General features: G+C 69.1%; 18 protein-coding genes and 1 tRNA gene. 8 read left to right on the top strand and 11 right to left on the bottom strand.

Annotation, left to right across the window (positions count from 1 at the left end; all coding sequences use genetic code 11):
• Positions 1 to 148: 148 nt before the first annotated feature.
• The gene (locus tag ETD86_RS34285; protein WP_211370496.1) at positions 149 to 511 is read left to right on the top strand and encodes a tyrosine-type recombinase/integrase; all 363 of its coding nucleotides are present in this window, start codon (positions 149 to 151) and stop codon (positions 509 to 511) included.
• Positions 512 to 570: 59 nt separating this feature from the next.
• On the opposite strand, the gene ETD86_RS34280 is transcribed toward ETD86_RS34285, so the two are convergent.
• From ETD86_RS34280 to ETD86_RS34250, 7 genes are all read right to left on the bottom strand, one after another.
• A tRNA-Val gene (locus tag ETD86_RS34280) sits at positions 571 to 642 on the bottom strand.
• Positions 643 to 659: 17 nt separating this feature from the next.
• A complete protein-coding gene (locus tag ETD86_RS34275; RefSeq protein ID WP_138670799.1) occupies positions 660 to 1,628 on the bottom strand; it encodes an ROK family protein in 969 nt (322 codons plus the stop codon).
• A 277-nt stretch (positions 1,629 to 1,905) separates the two neighbouring features.
• On the bottom strand, positions 1,906 to 2,223 hold the full coding sequence (locus ETD86_RS34270) for a hypothetical protein (RefSeq protein WP_138670795.1): 318 nt from the start codon (positions 2,221 to 2,223) through the stop codon (positions 1,906 to 1,908).
• 14 nt (positions 2,224 to 2,237) lie between these two features.
• On the bottom strand, positions 2,238 to 2,699 hold the full coding sequence (locus tag ETD86_RS34265) for a peroxiredoxin (protein ID WP_138670798.1): 462 nt from the start codon (positions 2,697 to 2,699) through the stop codon (positions 2,238 to 2,240).
• 111 nt (positions 2,700 to 2,810) lie between these two features.
• Positions 2,811 to 3,239 carry a DUF3052 domain-containing protein gene (locus tag ETD86_RS34260; protein WP_138670794.1) on the bottom strand — a complete coding sequence of 143 codons (429 nt, stop codon included), beginning with the start codon at positions 3,237 to 3,239 and terminating at the stop codon, positions 2,811 to 2,813.
• 117 nt (positions 3,240 to 3,356) lie between these two features.
• A complete protein-coding gene (locus ETD86_RS34255; RefSeq protein ID WP_138670793.1) occupies positions 3,357 to 3,764 on the bottom strand; it encodes a secondary thiamine-phosphate synthase enzyme YjbQ in 408 nt (135 codons plus the stop codon).
• A gap of 9 nt (positions 3,765 to 3,773) precedes the next feature.
• On the bottom strand, positions 3,774 to 3,956 hold the full coding sequence (locus ETD86_RS34250) for a DUF1918 domain-containing protein (RefSeq protein ID WP_138670792.1): 183 nt from the start codon (positions 3,954 to 3,956) through the stop codon (positions 3,774 to 3,776).
• Between the two features lie 145 nt (positions 3,957 to 4,101).
• Between ETD86_RS34250 and ETD86_RS34245 the strand changes: the two genes are divergently transcribed.
• Positions 4,102 to 4,428, top strand: coding sequence for a hypothetical protein (locus ETD86_RS34245; RefSeq protein WP_138670791.1), 327 nt, complete (start codon positions 4,102 to 4,104; stop codon positions 4,426 to 4,428).
• Between the two features lie 250 nt (positions 4,429 to 4,678).
• Here ETD86_RS34245 and ETD86_RS34240 read toward each other — a convergent pair whose 3' ends face one another.
• Positions 4,679 to 4,972 carry a hypothetical protein gene (locus ETD86_RS34240; protein ID WP_138670790.1) on the bottom strand — a complete coding sequence of 98 codons (294 nt, stop codon included), beginning with the start codon at positions 4,970 to 4,972 and terminating at the stop codon, positions 4,679 to 4,681.
• Between the two features lie 487 nt (positions 4,973 to 5,459).
• Between ETD86_RS34240 and aceE the strand changes: the two genes are divergently transcribed.
• The 3 genes from aceE (at position 5,460) to ETD86_RS34225 (ending at position 10,582) form a co-directional block, all read left to right on the top strand.
• Positions 5,460 to 8,207, top strand: a complete 2,748-nt coding sequence (gene aceE, locus ETD86_RS34235) for a pyruvate dehydrogenase (acetyl-transferring), homodimeric type (protein WP_138670789.1) — start codon at positions 5,460 to 5,462, stop codon at positions 8,205 to 8,207.
• Between the two features lie 142 nt (positions 8,208 to 8,349).
• Positions 8,350 to 9,834 (top strand): alpha/beta hydrolase, encoded by a 1,485-nt coding sequence (locus tag ETD86_RS34230; RefSeq protein ID WP_138670788.1) that lies wholly within the window; start codon positions 8,350 to 8,352, stop codon positions 9,832 to 9,834.
• A gap of 10 nt (positions 9,835 to 9,844) precedes the next feature.
• On the top strand, positions 9,845 to 10,582 hold the full coding sequence (locus ETD86_RS34225; protein WP_170223421.1) for a maleylpyruvate isomerase family mycothiol-dependent enzyme: 738 nt from the start codon (positions 9,845 to 9,847) through the stop codon (positions 10,580 to 10,582).
• Between the two features lie 203 nt (positions 10,583 to 10,785).
• Here the strand turns inward: ETD86_RS34225 and ETD86_RS34220 are convergent, their stop codons facing one another.
• Both ETD86_RS34220 and ETD86_RS34215 read right to left on the bottom strand, forming a co-directional pair.
• Entirely contained in the window at positions 10,786 to 11,142 is a 357-nt protein-coding gene (locus ETD86_RS34220) for a VOC family protein (RefSeq protein ID WP_138670786.1), read from the bottom strand.
• Positions 11,143 to 11,219: 77 nt separating this feature from the next.
• On the bottom strand, positions 11,220 to 11,948 hold the full coding sequence (locus tag ETD86_RS34215; protein WP_138670785.1) for a helix-turn-helix transcriptional regulator: 729 nt from the start codon (positions 11,946 to 11,948) through the stop codon (positions 11,220 to 11,222).
• 270 nt (positions 11,949 to 12,218) lie between these two features.
• Between ETD86_RS34215 and ETD86_RS34210 the strand changes: the two genes are divergently transcribed.
• Positions 12,219 to 12,584 (top strand): YciI family protein, encoded by a 366-nt coding sequence (locus ETD86_RS34210; RefSeq protein ID WP_138670784.1) that lies wholly within the window; start codon positions 12,219 to 12,221, stop codon positions 12,582 to 12,584.
• Here ETD86_RS34210 and ETD86_RS34205 read toward each other — a convergent pair.
• Positions 12,581 to 13,603: a PHP domain-containing protein gene (locus tag ETD86_RS34205; protein ID WP_138670783.1), complete on the bottom strand. Its 1,023-nt coding sequence runs from the start codon at positions 13,601 to 13,603 to the stop codon at positions 12,581 to 12,583. The two genes, ETD86_RS34210 and ETD86_RS34205, sit on opposite strands and share 4 nt — an antisense overlap.
• A 101-nt stretch (positions 13,604 to 13,704) precedes the next feature.
• Between ETD86_RS34205 and ETD86_RS34200 the strand changes: the two genes are divergently transcribed.
• Both ETD86_RS34200 and ETD86_RS34195 read left to right on the top strand, forming a co-directional pair.
• Positions 13,705 to 14,073, top strand: a complete 369-nt coding sequence (locus ETD86_RS34200; protein ID WP_138670782.1) for a hypothetical protein — start codon at positions 13,705 to 13,707, stop codon at positions 14,071 to 14,073.
• A 3-nt stretch (positions 14,074 to 14,076) separates the two neighbouring features.
• Positions 14,077 to 15,222 carry a glutathionylspermidine synthase family protein gene (locus tag ETD86_RS34195; protein ID WP_138670781.1) on the top strand — a complete coding sequence of 382 codons (1,146 nt, stop codon included), beginning with the start codon at positions 14,077 to 14,079 and terminating at the stop codon, positions 15,220 to 15,222.
• Positions 15,223 to 15,236 lie beyond the last annotated feature (14 nt).

Genomic DNA, 15,236 nt, shown 5'->3' with positions numbered 1-15,236 from the left:
GGCTTGCCGGTCTCCTTGACGATACGCAGCGCCCCAGCCCGGAACTCCGGATCAAAGCGCCGCCGCGTGACTGCTGCCACGACCAAACCCTTCCCGGTTCGGTCTCCACGCTACGAGGGGATGCACACTCAAGCTCCCCCAGCGCTGCATGGACGCGTTGCGCCTCCTCAAGGAAGCCCAGGACGTCGCGCGAGAGAAGGCGGCAGACCGATGGCAGGACACGGACCTCGTGTTCTGTACGCGGACAGGAACGCCCGTCACGGCCCACAACGTACGGCGGGACTTCCGAAAGGTCGTCGAGGCGACAGGGCTCACCGGACGGGAGTGGTCACCTCGCGAGCTGCGGCACAGCTTCGTGTCCGTGCTGTCAGACTCCGGCGTCCCCATCGAGGACATCTCGCGCCTGGTCGGCCACTCCAACACGGTGGTCACCGAGACGGTCTACCGGCACCAAATCAGGCACGTGATCATGCAGGGAGCTGCGGCGATGGACAAGATCTTCGGGAGTTAGTCCCCCAGTTAGTCCCTCAGACGCCGTTTTAAAGATCGAAGAACAAGTGTTTCCGCAGGTGGGCGGTACTGGGTTCGAACCAGTGACCCCTCGCTTGTAAGGCGAGTGCTCTACCGCTGAGCTAACCGCCCCTGATCGGCACTACACCTTACGACACCAGGGGGGCCGATCGCACATCCACCGTCCAGTCGGGGCCCAGTTCGGGGCGGCCGGCGGCGCGCCAGCCCAGGAGGGCGGCGCCGAGCATGCCGGCGTCCACGCCCAGTGCGGCCGGGATCAGCGGGGGTGCCTCGCGGAAGGCCAGGCGCTTGACGAGGCGGGTGCGTACGGGGTCGAAGAGGGCGGGGCCGGCCTCGGCGAGGCCGCCGCCCATGACGATGACCGACGGGTCGAGCAGGAGCGTGTACGTGGCCAGGGCGAGGGACAGGGCCTCCACGGCCTCGTCCCATACCTCGATGGCGATGGGATCATCCGAGATGACCACCTGCTCGGCCTTGACGCCCTCCACGCCGGCCCGCTGGCTGTAGCGGCGGCCCACCGAGGCGGCCGAGGCGTACGTCTCCAGGCAGCCGAACTGGCCGCACGCGCACTGTTCGCCGTCGGGGAAGACCGGGGTGTGGCCGATCTCGCCGGCCCAGCCCGACGAGCCGCCGTACGCCTCTCCTCGGATGATCGAGGCGCCGGCGATGCCTGTGCCGATGGGGAGGAACAGGAAGTCGGACAGGCCGCGGCCGGCGCCCAGGATGCTCTCGGCCAGCCCGCCGGTGCGTACGTCGTGTCCCAGCATTACCGGGATGTCCAGGGTAGTGAAGGCCGTGGCGGGGACGTCGCGCCAGCCCAGGTTGGTGGCGTAGAGGGCGGCGTCCTCGGACACCAGGCCGGGGACGGCCAGGCCCACGCCTGCCGGAGTGCCGTCACCTGCCGCGGCCAGGTGGCTGATGAAGTCGGAGATGGCGGTGACGACCGCGTCGGGGCCGTCCGCTCGGGGGGTGGGGCGCCGCTCGCTCAGCAGCACCGCGCCGGAGTCGCTGACCAGGCCGCCCTTCATGGACGTGCCGCCGACGTCGAGCGCGACAACGAACGCACTGCTCGACGTACCACTGCTGCTGGTGTTCATTGCGGACACGGAAGGAGACGATAGCGCAGGTCAGTAGATGTCTGGAATGTCCGGTCCTGCGTTTCCTCGCTCCCGGCGCCCCGTTCCCGGTTCCCCGAGTCCCCCACGTTTTTACAGGTTCGGGCTGGCGCGATGGGGGTCGGGGCCCACCGGCCCGGCGGCTCGGCGGCACCTGTCCGCAACGCCGCGAGGGCGCGTTTCGGCGGCGAGCGGACCATCCCCGCCGTACCCGCCCCTATCCCGCCGCACCGGCGCTCAAAGCGCGCCCAGACAGCGCTCAGGCGCGGCCCAGCACGCGGTTGAGCGCCGCTTCCACCTCCGCCGACAACCCCGGCGGCGGAGGGGCGGTGGAGCCGGAAAGGGGGATGTCAGAACGTGCCATCCACACGGCCCCGCAGGACCGGCACTCCACCTCGCCCAGCCGGCAGATCAGGGCCGTGGACGTGCACGTCTCGCACGCGTCGAGGTCGAGGTCGTGCAGCCGTTGACAGTCCGGGCAGATCAGGACCTGCGACTCCTTGCGCACCCCGCGCTGCCACGGGCTGGCGCCGCGGACCGGGTCCGTCTGCCGGGCCCCGCACCGGTAGCAGGGCATCGTTCCCTCCGAAGTCAGTGAATGTCGGCGAGTGCCTTGACGTAGTCGGCGACGTCACGTGCGGAGGCGATCGGATTGACCACCGACCACCGGATCACGCCCTCGCCGTCGATGATGAAGGTCCCCCGTAGCGCGAGCCCCTTCGCATCATCGAACACACCGTACGCCTGCGCGACCTGTCCGTGTGGCCAGAAATCAGAGAGCAGCGGGAACGTGTAACCCTCGCGTTCCGCCCACGCACGGTGCGTGAACACCGAGTCCACGGAGACGGTCAGCACCTGAGCGTCGTCGAACGGATGATCGCGCAGCGCGGACAGCTCGCTGTGGCATACGCCGGTGAAGGCGAGCGGGTAGAAGACCAGCACGACCTTCCTGCCCCGGAACCGGGACAGGCGCACCGGAGTGCCGTGCTGGTCCTGCAGCTCGAAATCCGGAGCCAGGGCGCCGACCTCGGCAGGATGTGCGTTCACGGGCATCATCCTGCCGCATGGCTGGCGCTCGGGCTCCCTACCGTGGTCTCACGGCCGACACGATCTGCCGCGTCCCATGGGCGACGCGATCTGCTGTCGTCCCACTGGAGACGCGATTTACCGTTTGCCCTTGGGCGTCACGAGCCTGGTCCCGGACCAGTCGGGTGCGGCGGAGATGCTGCTGGTCTGTGCAAGACCCGCGGTGGCGGCATCCTCCCCGATGTCGCTCGGCTCCACGTGGCCCTCGCGTCCCGCCTTGGGAGTCAGCAGCCAGATCTGGCCGCCTTCGGCGAGTGCTCGCATGGCGTCGCTGAGAGCGTCGAAGAGGTCGCCGTCGCCGTCGCGCCACCACAGCAGCACCACGTCCACGACGTCGTCGCTCTCCTCGTCCAGCAGTTCGTTGCCGGTCAGTTCCTCGATGGAGTCGCGGAGCTCGTCGTCGACGTCCTCGTCCCAACCGATCTCCTGCACCACCTGACCCGGCTTGAGGCCGAGTCGTTCGGCCAGGCCGCGCTCGCCCTGCGCCTGACCCGCGGTCGCGCTCACGTTTATCCCTCCTGCTTGAGTGGCCCCGCTTATGCGGTTTATCGCTTCGGCACAGTCCACACGCTGTGACCCTCAGTCGTCAACGGTCGCCACGGGTACGGCCCTAGTCGGCCAGAATCAATCAGACAAAAACGACAGGCGAACCTGGCGTTGCCGGTTGTCGACGTTCAGGTCCACGAGTGCGACCGACTGCCAGGTGCCCAGCGCCATCTGCCCGCCCAGCACGGGGATCGTGGCGTACGGCGGGATCAGCGCGGGCATGACGTGCGACCTGCCGTGGCCGCGCGAGCCGTGGGCGTGACGCCACCGGTCGTCAGCGGGCAGGACGTCGCGCAAGGCGGCGAGCAGGTCGTCGTCACTGCCCGAGCCCAGCTCGAGCAGGGCCACGCCGGCGGTGGCGTGCGGCACGAAAATGTGCAGCAACCCGTCCTCACCCTGAGCGCGCACGAAATCAGCGCATTCGGCAGTGATGTCGTGCACCGTCTCTCGTGAACCCGTGGCCACGGAGATGATTTCAGATCTCACAGGGAGATCTTACTTATGCACGACGACGGCATCGGGGCCGGGAAATACCAGCCCGGTGTGCCCATCGTCGAACCGCACCATGTAGGGAGGCGCCCCGTCAGGGCCCTGGACCTCCACGATCTCGCCTCCATGGTCCCTTTCACCCACGATGCTCCCGTGTACCAGGAGGCGATCGCCCACCGTCGCGTTCATACATCCCACATTGGTACGCGGAAAGGCCTACGAAAAGAGTGAATCCCGAGATCGGATGACTTTTGCCTCCCTCTTTCGGGGGAGGTCAGAACCATGACCAAAACGTTACGCGGCGCGGATTTGGCGTTTCAGGCTGCATGGCCGGATGCCGGCGTCGAACGTGCTGGTCACCGCCGATGCGGTGCTGCTGGTCGAGGCTGTGCTCGTGGCGGTCGTCCTGGTGCCGCTGACCTCGACCGTGGCCGTCGCCGTCGCGGTGGCTGTCGCCGTGGCCGTGCCCGTGCCCGTGGCCGTGGCGGTGGGCACGGGCACCGCCGCCGGCCGGGATCCGGCCACCTTGACCACGGCCCACCCGGCCCGGTCCCGGGCAGGACGATCACGGACGGACCGGCAGGGGCGGACCGGCAGGGGTGGTGGCGCGCTGCGAGCACCGCTCAGCCATTCTGGCCACCCGAAACAGTGGCACCCGTGACCGATAGGAGAGCTGCGCGCAGGACCATCGCTCCTCCTGCTGGCCTGGATCGCTGACGGCGATGCCGCCGTCGGGGTCGGGTGATGTTTTCTGCACGCCCGCATCGGCTCGTAGAAGAGTCGTTTGCCGCCCTTGCGCAGTCGCTCGGAGAGCGGGAATCCGCCTTCGGCATCGGGGTCAGGCCGGTCGGCGAGGCCCTGCTCAGGCATGCAACGGGCGAAGCGGACCAGACACTGCGTCTGGGCCGTGGTTATAGGGTGGCGCCTTCGACGGTAAACGGCGGCATGCGCGCCCTGATCGGCTTGTACGCCTCCACCACCGACTGGGGGCGGTACGGCACGTCGCCCGGAATGGTGATCTCGCCGGCCTCGCGGAGCACCGGGTCGGGGAAGTCCGGCGCGCCGTTCCGCCTGATGCACCAGGCGAGCTCCCCCGCCACGGCCACGGCCATGGCCCGGTCCGCGCGGCGCCGCCAGTAGGTGACGATCCTGCCGCCTGGCCGCCGCCCCGGCGCGCACGCCGCCATGAGCCCCAAGAGCCCCACGAGCCCCGGCGCCCAGCCCGAAGACCCACGAGCACCAGCACCAGCACCAGCACCGGCACCAGCGTGAGCGCCATGAGCGCCATGAGCGCCGACGAGAATGCCTCTCCCGCCCAGCCTTCCCGACCGTTCGGCGGCCCCGGAGGAGCCGTGCTCAACGGCCGGCGGCTAGACTCGCGCGGCACATCGCACCCGAGCGGGTGATGATCTCTCCTCTTCGGGGGATGTCATCGCTTGAGGCGCCGACGCAGGCGACCGGGCCAAGACACGCCGAGCGAAATTTCGTTAGTTTTCCTGTCTTGTTAAATTGGTTGAGCAATGTAACCTTTGATGCGATTCGTCCTACCATCGGTGGTCTAGGCCATCGGAGAGGCCCTGCCAGCAGGGACGCTCTGGTTACCGGTCAGTAGAGATGCGTTTTCTACGGCTAGCGACCAGGATGGAAGGCGACCCAGACCAGACATCAGTCATCCTCGGAAGGCGAGACCCAGTGGCTTCCGGACGCCAGCGATTCTCGATCATCAGCGACGGCCTACCCAGCCAGCTGCCTGATGTCGACCCCAGCGAGACCAACGAGTGGCTCGAGTCTCTCGACAACGTCGTCAAGACCGAGGGCCGTACCAGAGCCCGCTACCTCATGCTGCGCATGCTGGAGCGGGCCCGCGAGCACCAGGTCGGCGTGCCGGGCCTGCGCAGCACCGACTACATCAACACGATCCCGCCGGAGCGCGAGCCTTGGTTCCCGGGTGACGAGCACGTCGAGCGCCGCATCCGCGCCTACATCCGCTGGAACGCGGCCATCATGGTGTCCAGGGCCAACGCCCGCACCAACGTGGGCGGCCACATCGCCACCTACGCCTCGGCGGCCTCGCTTTACGAGGTGGGCTTCAACCACTTCTTCCGCGGCAAGGACCACGGCGAGTCGGGCGACCAGGTCTTCTTCCAGGGGCACGCGGCGCCGGGCATCTACGCCCGCGCCTTCCTCGAGGGGCGGCTCAACGAGAGCCAGCTCGACGCGTTCCGTCAGGAGCTGTCGCACGGCTTCCGCGGCCTGCCCTCCTACCCGCACCCGCGGCTCATGCCGGACTTCTGGGAGTTCCCCACGGTCTCCATGGGCCTGGGCCCGATCGGCGCGATCTACCAGGCGCGGTTCAACCGCTACCTGCTCAACCGCCAGATCAAGGACACCAGCCGCAGCCATGTGTGGGCGTTCCTGGGCGACGGCGAGATGGACGAGCCCGAGTCGCTCGGCGCGATCGGCCTGGCCGCCCGTGAGGAGCTCGACAACCTCACGTTCGTGATCAACTGCAACCTGCAGCGGCTCGACGGCCCGGTACGCGGCAACGGCAAGATCATCCAGGAGCTGGAGTCGTACTTCCGCGGCGCGGGCTGGAACGTGATCAAGGTCGTGTGGGGCCGCGACTGGGACCCGCTGCTCGCCGCCGACGTGGACGGCGTGCTGGTCAACCAGATGAACACCACGCCGGACGGGCAGTTCCAGACCTACTCGGTCGAGTCGGGCGCCTACATCCGCGAGCACTTCTTCGGCTCCGACCCGCGCCTGCGCAAGATGGTCGAGCACCTGACCGACGACGACATCCGCAAGCTGTCGCGCGGCGGCCACGACTACCGCAAGGTCTACGCGGCGTTCAAGTCGGCCCGCGAGCACGTCGGCCAGCCGACCGTGATCCTCGCCCAGACCATCAAGGGCTGGACGCTGGGCAAGGACTTCGAGGCGCGCAACGCCACGCACCAGATGAAGAAGCTCACCAAGGCCGAGCTGAAGGAGTTCCGCGACCGGCTCTACCTGCCGATCCCGGACTCTGCGCTGGAGGGCGACCTGCCGCCCTACTTCCACCCGGGCGAGAACGACGCCGAGATCCAGTACATGAAGGAGCGCCGCGCCGCGCTCGGCGGCGTGCTGCCCAAGCGGGTCATGCGCGCCAAGCCGATCAAGCTGCCCGGCGACGAGGTCTACGGCGGCTTCGCCAAGGGCTCGGGCAAGCAGCAGGTCGCCACCACGATGGCGTTCGTGCGGCTGCTCAAGGACCTCATGCGGGACAAGGAGATCGGGCACAGGTTCGTGCCGGTCATCCCGGACGAGGCCCGGACGTTCGGTCTGGACGCCATGTTCCCGACGGCGAAGATCTACTCGCCGCACGGCCAGACGTACGAGGCCGTCGACCGCGAGCTGCTGCTGTCGTACAAGGAGGCCGTGCAGGGGCAGATCCTGCACGAGGGCATCAGCGAGTCGGGCTCCATGGCCTCGACCATCGCGGCCGGCACCACCTATGCCACGCACGGCGAGCACATGATCCCGATCTACATCTTCTACTCGATGTTCGGCTGGCAGCGCACCGGCGACTCGATGTGGCAGATGGGCGACCAGATGGGCCGCGGCTTCCTGATCGGCGCCACCGCGGGCCGCACCACGCTCAACGGCGAGGGCCTGCAGCACGAGGACGGCCACACGCCGCTCATCGCCTCGACCAACCCGGCCGCGATCTCCTACGACCCGTCCTGGGCGTTCGAGGTGGCGTACATCGTCAAGGACGGCCTCAGGAGGATGTACGGCGACCAGCCGGAGAACGTCTTCTACTACCTGACCGTCTACAACGAGCCCTACCTGCAGCCGGCCCAGCCGGCGAACCTCGACGTGCAGAGCCTGCTCAAGGGCCTGTACAAGTTCGCCGACGGACCGCAGACGCAGGGTCCCAAGGCCAACATCCTGTCCTCGGGCGTGGCGGGGCCGTGGGCGATGGAGGCGCAGCGGCTGCTGGCCGAGGACTGGGGTGTGTCGGCCGACGTGTGGTCGGCCACGTCGTGGTCCGAGCTGCGCCGCGAGGCGCTGGCGTGCGAAGAGCACAACCTGCTCAACCCGGACGACGAGCAGCGCGTCCCGTACGTCACCCAGGCGCTCTCCCAGGCCCAGGGGCCGATCGTGGGCGTCAGCGACTACATGAAGGCCGTGCAGGACCAGATCGCACAGTGGGTGCCAGGTGACTGGTCCTCGCTGGGCACCGACGGATTCGGCCTGTCCGACACCCGCTCGGCGCTGCGCCGCCACTTCCACGTGGACGCCGCGTCGATCACGCTGGCCGTGCTCACCCAGCTCGTGAAGCGCGGCGAGCTCGACGGCGAGGTGTTGCGCGAGGCCATCGCCCGCTACCACCTCAAGAACGGCGTCACCGAGGCAGGCGGCGCGGAGAGCAACGACACCCAGTCCATGGGGATCTGAACGACCCTGGTGAGGCGGCACGCCGGGTCACGTCGACCCAGCTCAGAGCATCTGCGCTACGTGCCGCCTCACCCTGTTTGAGTGCACGGTCGCGTATTGTGGGCACTACTTCCCCCCGGAGAGACGAGGGGAAGTTTGTGCCATGCGACGCGTTCTAGCCGCCACCCTGATGCTGGCGGCCGCCGGCTGTTCCACTGTGCCCGCCGCCACCCAGTCTGGCGGGGGCCCCGACACCATCGAGTGGGGGCCCTGCACCGACATCAAGCGACCTGACGGCGAGCCACCGGCCCGCCAGGACGCCTCGGTGCGCTGTGGGAAGCTTGCCGTGCCCCTGGACTACGCCAAGCCGGACGGGGAGAAGATCGAGCTGGCGCTGATCAAGTTGCCGGCCACGGGCAAACGCCTCGGGTCGGTGGTGTTCAACTTCGGCGGCCCAGGCGCGTCCGGGGTGGACACGCTCGACCAGGCCGGCAAGGCGCTCACCACGCTGCGGGCCCGCTACGACTTGATCAGCTTCGACCCGCGCGGCGTCGAGCGCAGCTCCGGGGTGCGCTGTGGCAGCGGCGCCGAGATGGACCGGTTCACCTCGCTGGACACGCTGCCACCGACCGACGAGACGCACCGGCGGAGCGAGGCGGCCAACAAGCAGTTCGCCGCGCTCTGCCAGAAGAACTCCGGCAAGATCCTTCCGCACGTCGGCACCGTGAACGCGGCCCGCGACATGGACCGCATCCGCGCCGCCCTGGGCGACGCCAAGCTCAACTACGTCGGCATGTCGTACGGCACCCAGCTCGGCGGCGTCTACGCCACCGCTTTCCCCAAGAACGTGGGCCGCATGGTGCTCGACGCGCCGCTCGACCCGACGGTCACGTTCGAGCAGCGGACGCTGGCCCAGACGCGTGGCTTCCAGCAGGCGTACGAGAGTTTCCTCAAGGCGTGCGTCAAGGACTCCTGCGCGGTCGGCAAGGACCTGGCCACCGCCAACGCCAACGTCGAGAACCTGATGAACGAGCTGGCGGCCAAACCGCTGAAGGTCGGCGACCGCCCGCTCACCCAGGGGCTGGCCTCCACGGGCGTGGCCGCCGCGTTGTACTCGGAGATGACCTGGCCGTTCCTGGAGCAGGCGCTGGGCGACACGCTCAAGGGCAGGGGCGAGGCGCTGATGTACCTGGCCGACTCCTACACCGGGCGTAACCAGGACGGCACGTACTCCACGCAGATGACCAGCTTCCCGGCGATCACCTGCGTGGACACCGCCGAGCGGCCGACCGCGGAACAGTTGCGGCGGACCGAGCAGGCCGCGCTCAAGATCTCGCCGCTGTTCGGCAGCGAGGGCTCGGGCGGGCTGTGCCGGGTGTGGCCGGCCAAGGGCAGCGACGAGGCGCGGCACGTGAACGCCACCGGTTCGGCGCCGATCGTGGTGGTGGGCGGCAAGGGCGACCCGGCCACGCCGTACGAGTGGGCGCCCAAGCTCACGGCCCAGCTCAGGACCGCCACGCTGGTCACGTACATGGGCGAGGGGCACGGCGCGTACCTGTCGGGCAGCAAGTGCGTGCAGGGGCTCGTGGACGCGTACCTGATCAACGGCACGGTGCCGCAGAAGGGGGCCACCTGCCCGGCGGCCTAGTGTGTGGCAGGTGAAGGACTACGAGTCAGAGATCGAGACGGAGGCAGCGCGCCTCGCGGAGCTGGCGGGCGATGTGTCGGTCCCGGTGCCCACGTGCCCCGGCTGGACGCTCGCCGAGCTGATCACCCATGTCGGCCAGACACACCGCTGGGCCGTGCACGTGCTGCGCAACCAGGTTCAGGAGCGGATCTGGTCGCGTCAGGTGCCCAGCGGGCTGGCCGAGGGCCAGAGCGGCGACGCCGCCTGGCTGCTGTCCGGGGCCGGCGAGCTGCTGCGGACGCTGCGCGAGACCGACCCGCAGCTGCCGGTGTGGACCTGGGGCCCTGACCGGCGGGCGTCCTGGTGGCCGCCGCGGATGTTGTTCGAGCTGGTGATCCACCGGGCCGACGCCGAGCTCGCGCTCGGCCTGGACCCGGTGATCCCGGCGGCTTTGGCGGCGGACGGCATCGAGGAGCTCCTCCACAACCTGCCGTCCGCGACCTGGGTCACCCGGCCGTTGGCCGAGCTCGGCGTGGAGGGGGCCACGATCCACCTCCACGCGAACGACGCCGACGGCGAATGGACGATCACCCAGGGACCCGCTGGGGCCGTCGAATGGGCCCGCGGTCACGCCAAGGGCGACGCCGCCGTCCAGGGCCCGGTGAGCGACCTGCTCCTCATGCTGTACGGCAGGCGCTCCCCCGACGCCCTCACCGTGTACGGGGACCGCGCCCTGCTGCAGCGCTGGCTGGCCGCGGCCGCCTTCTGACCCTCGGCCGCCTCCAGACACCACCCGGACGCTGCCCCGGAACGCGAACAGGCCCTGGGCGCGCCGCCGCTCGGCGATCGGCGGCGTGCCCAGGGTGAAGGGTGAACCGCTCCTGGGAACCCGGGAATCCTGCTCCTGGGAAGCGGCCCGTGGCAGGCCGGGGTCGGCGGGGAAGGCGCTCTCCACGGCCCGGCCACGGGTCATCACCTGCGGTGGAAGATCCCGAAGACGCTGCCGGACGTGTCACGCAGGTAGGCGAAGTCGGTGCCCGCCCCGTCGTCGATCACCTTCGTGAGCACCTTGCCGCCGAGCGCCTCGCTCTTGGCGCAGCTCTCCTCGACGTCGGCCACCTGGACATGGAAGATCGCGTGGTTGGGGAACTCTCCCTTGGTGTTGTAGAGCCCGCCCGCCGGCTGCTCACCGCCCGGATAGCCGATCATCCGATAGTCGATCGGCCCCTCGCCACCCGCGAACGTCCAGCCGAACAGCCCGCCGTAGAACGTCTGGGCGCCCTCCGGGTCATCGGTCGCAACCTCGAACCACGTCACCGTGTTGTCCATCACCGTCTCCTTGCTTTCTCGAACAAGACAACGATGTAACGCGATGGCGACAACCCTATGTCGGTGTTTTCGATTGATTAATCGAGCACAGTGCCGTGCACGATCATCTCGGGCACGTCGGTGGCGAAGCCTTCGAGGGGCCGGTCGGGGCAGCGCTCGGCGGTGACGGTGGCGGTCGCGATGCGGTCGAGGCGGAAGACGCGTACGTCGTCCCGCAGCCGGCACCACGCCACGAGATACCAGAACCCCCCACGCCCGCCCAGGAACACGCCGGGCTCGACGTCGCGGGAGGTGAGCGCCCCCTTGGCGTCGGCGTATTCGAGCCTGAGCACGCGACGCCGCAGCAGCGCCTCTTCGATGGCCCGGGAGATGCCCTCCGCGCCGAGTGGCTTGATCGCGCTGCCCGGTTCGTCCGGCAGGCGCATGAGCTGCACCCGGCGGGCCAGCTCCCTGGCCAGATCACCCTCGGGCCCGGGCATGGCGGCGACCACCTTGCGTAAGGCGCTGCGCGCCTGCCGCCCGAACGGCTGGTCGCCGGCCCGGCTGAGCGCCACCGCGATGGCCACCGCCTCGGCGGGCGTGAAATTGAGCGGGGGCAGGGACATCTTCTTGTCGATGGCGTAACCGCCCTTGCGGCCCGCCTCGGCGTAGATCGGCACGCCCGACTCCTGCAGCGCGGTGATGTCGCGCTCGATCGTGCGCACGCTGACCTCGAACCGCTGCGCCAGCTCCCGCGCGGAACGGCAGCGGGGTGCGATGGCACGCAGGTCCTCGACGAGCGCGTAGAGCCGGTCGGTACGATTCACAGCCGTGACGCTACGCCGCGCCACCGACAATCGCCGGGCGCTCGGCAGCCCCCGGCACACCCTCCTCACTGCCCGGCCACAGGGGTCTCACGGTTGCGGCCAGTATCCTGCCATCCCCTGTGGCGCATCTCACACCGGGGTCGGAGCCCCACGCGAGAAGGCCTGCTTTCACGTCCCGGCAAACGGTCACAGGTTTTTCGCCGGCGATGTCGAGGAGGTCGCACCGGCTCCGACCACCCACGAAACCATCCGAAGGAAAGGCAGCCCGCCATGAAATACATGATCATCATCTACGGCAACAAGGAGATGTGGGAGTCGTACCCGGCCGAGGAGCAGCAGAAGGCCATCGCCGAGCAGGACGCGTTCAACCTCAAGTACGCCGAGACCGGCGAGTTGCTGGGCGCGTACGGCAACGCCGACGCCGCCGAGGCCAAGACCGTGCGCGTACGCAATGGCCTGCCCGCCGTGACCGACGGCCCCTACTTGGAGTCCAAGGAATACCTGGCGAGCTGGTATCTGGTCGATGTCGACGACGAACAGCGCGCCCTGGACATCGCCGCCGAGGTGCCCTTCGCCTCGATCAACGCGGTCGAGGTCTGGCCGATCCTGCACGAGGCCCCGGGCAACAAGGTTTAGGCGCGGGCCCAGTCGAGCAGCTGGTCGAGCGGCCAGGTGTTGACGATGCGCTCGGCGTCGACGCCGCTCCTGGCCGCTCGCTCGCAGCCGTACCGCTGCCAGTCGAGCTGCCCGGGCGCGTGCGCGTCGGAGTCGATCGCGAACACGCAGCCCATCTCGTACGCCAGCCGCATCAGCCGCTTCGGCGGGTCGAGCCGATCGGGCCGGGAGTTGATCTCGACCGCCACCCCGAACCGCCGGCAGGCCTCGAAGACCAGCTCGGCGTCGAACTCCGACTCCGGCCGCTTGACGCCCCGCTTGCCACCGGCCTGGACGACCCGCCCCGTGCAGTGCCCCAGCACGTCCACGAGGGGGTTGGCGATCGCGGTGACCATCCGCCGTGTCATGTCGTCCCCGCCCATGCGCAGCTTGGAGTGCACGCTGGCGACCACGACGTCCAGCCGCTCCAGCAACGCGGGGTCCTGGTCGAGCGTGCCGTCCAGGTTGATGTCCACCTCGATGCCGGTGAGGATCCTGAACGGAGCCAGCCGCTCGTTGAGCTTCGCCACGACCTCCAGCTGCCGCTCCAGCCGCTCCGCGGAGAGCCCTTTGGCGACGGTCAGCCGCGGCGAGTGGTCGGTCAGCGCCACGTACTCGTGACCGAGACCGATGGCCGCCTCGGCCATCTCCTCGATCGGCGAGCCGCCGTCCGACCAGTCCGAGTGGCTGTGCAGGTCGCCTTTCAACGCGGCACGCAGAGCGGCGGTCTCGGCGTCCAGCTCGACCCCGGCGGTGGCCCGCATCCTTCGCAAGTACGTAGGAACCTGGCCGTCCAGGCTTTCGTTCACTACAAGGGCGGTGACTTTGCCGATGCCGGGAAGGTCACCGAGTCCGCCGGTGCGGGCCAGCCGTACGAGCTCGTCCCTGGGGAGGTCGGCGATGACCGCGGCGGCGCGGCGGAAGGCACGCACGCGGTACGTGGGCTCGCCGGCGCGTTCCAGCAGGAAGGCGATCTCGCGCAGCGCCTCAGTCGGTTCCATGCGTTAAGTCATACCCAAGCGAGTGGCAACCGGGGTCCACTAGACATTGATCAGGGACAAGGGCCGACGCTAGGCTGATCGGCCCAGGAAAGCAGGAGTTGATGGCAGAGCAGCCGCGCAAGTCGTCCAAGGTCGTCCCGCTGGTCGTCCTAGGCGTCCTGTCCGTCATGGTGGTCGGTTACTGCTCCGCCGTGCAGGACGACGACGAGGTCACCGCGGACTGCGTCATCCAGCTTGCGGACGGCACCTACGAGGTCGTGGACGACGACAACTGCGAGGACGACGACGGCCGCACGCACTACTACGGCGGCTCGCGCGGGGCCTACATCTGGTACTACGGCGGCCGCCGGGTCGGCAACCGGGTCGAGGGCGGCAGCACCTACCGGCCTTCCGACGTGAACATCTCCTCCCGCAACGGCAAGTCGATCCAGCGCGGCGGGTTCGGCAACAGCTGGAGCGGCGGGAGCTGAGAGATGCGCCGCGAGCATGGCACTCCCAGGGACGGCTGGGAGAAGACGATCGAAAGCCACGGCCTGGCCTACCACCGGGCCGCACACCCCGCGGGGCTGAGCCGGCCCTACTGGGACGAGTCCGTGCACTACGTGTTCTCGATGGACGAGGTCGAGGCGCTGGAGGAGCAGGTCGAGGAGCTTCACGGCATGTGCCTGCGCGCCGTCGAGCACGTGATCTCCACCGGACGCTTCGCCGACTTCGCCGTCCCCGAGTGGGCGTGGGAGGAGGTGGCCCGCTCGTGGGAGCGCCGCGACCCGCACGTGTACGGCCGCTTCGACCTGCGCTACGACGGCACCGGCCCGGCCAAGCTGCTGGAGTACAACGCCGACACGCCGACCTCGCTGGTGGAGTCGTCCGTCGTGCAGTGGTTCTGGCTGCAGGACACGCACCCTGATGACGACCAGTGGAACTCCGTGCACGAGCGCCTCATCGACCGCTGGCGCGAGCTGCGCCTGCCTCCGGGGCCCGTGCACTTCTCGTTCACGAACGCGGACGAGACCGGCGAGGAGGCCATGACGGTGGCGTACCTGCAGGAGACCGCCGAGCAGGCGGGCCTGCAGACGGCCGCCATCGCCATGGAGGACATCGGCTGGGACTCGCTCAACCGGCGTTTCGTCGACCTCGACGAGCAGATGATCCGCTCGGTGTTCAAGCTCTATCCCTGGGAGTGGATGCTGGCCGACGAGTTCGGGCGGCACGCGGTACGGCACGCGACCTGGATCGAGCCGCTGTGGAAGGCGCTGCTGTCGAACAAGGCGCTGCTGGCCGTGTTGTGGGAGCTCTACCCCGGGCACCCCTCACTGCTGCCCGCCTACCTGGACGGCCCGCGCGACCTGACCTCCTACATCGCCAAGCCGCTGCTCGGCCGGGAGGGCGCCTCCATGCGGATCGTCACCCCGGAGGGCACCCAGGAGACGCCCGGCAGATACGGCCAGGAGGGCTACGTCTTCCAGGGCTTCGAGGCGCTGCCGCTGTTCGAGGGCCAGCGGCCGGTGCTCGGCGCCTGGGTGGTCGCCGACGAGCCGGCCGGGCTCGGCATCAGGGAGACGACCGGCCTGATCACCGATGACACCTCCTCTTTCGTCCCGCACCGCATCGGGGTCTGACCCCTCACGTGAAT

This window comes from Nonomuraea turkmeniaca (assembly GCF_005889735.1).
Taxonomy (GTDB): Bacteria; Actinomycetota; Actinomycetes; order Streptosporangiales; family Streptosporangiaceae; genus Nonomuraea; species Nonomuraea turkmeniaca.
The sequence above is the reverse complement of the archived record's forward strand: the minus strand, read 5'-3'. Positions and strand labels throughout refer to the sequence as shown.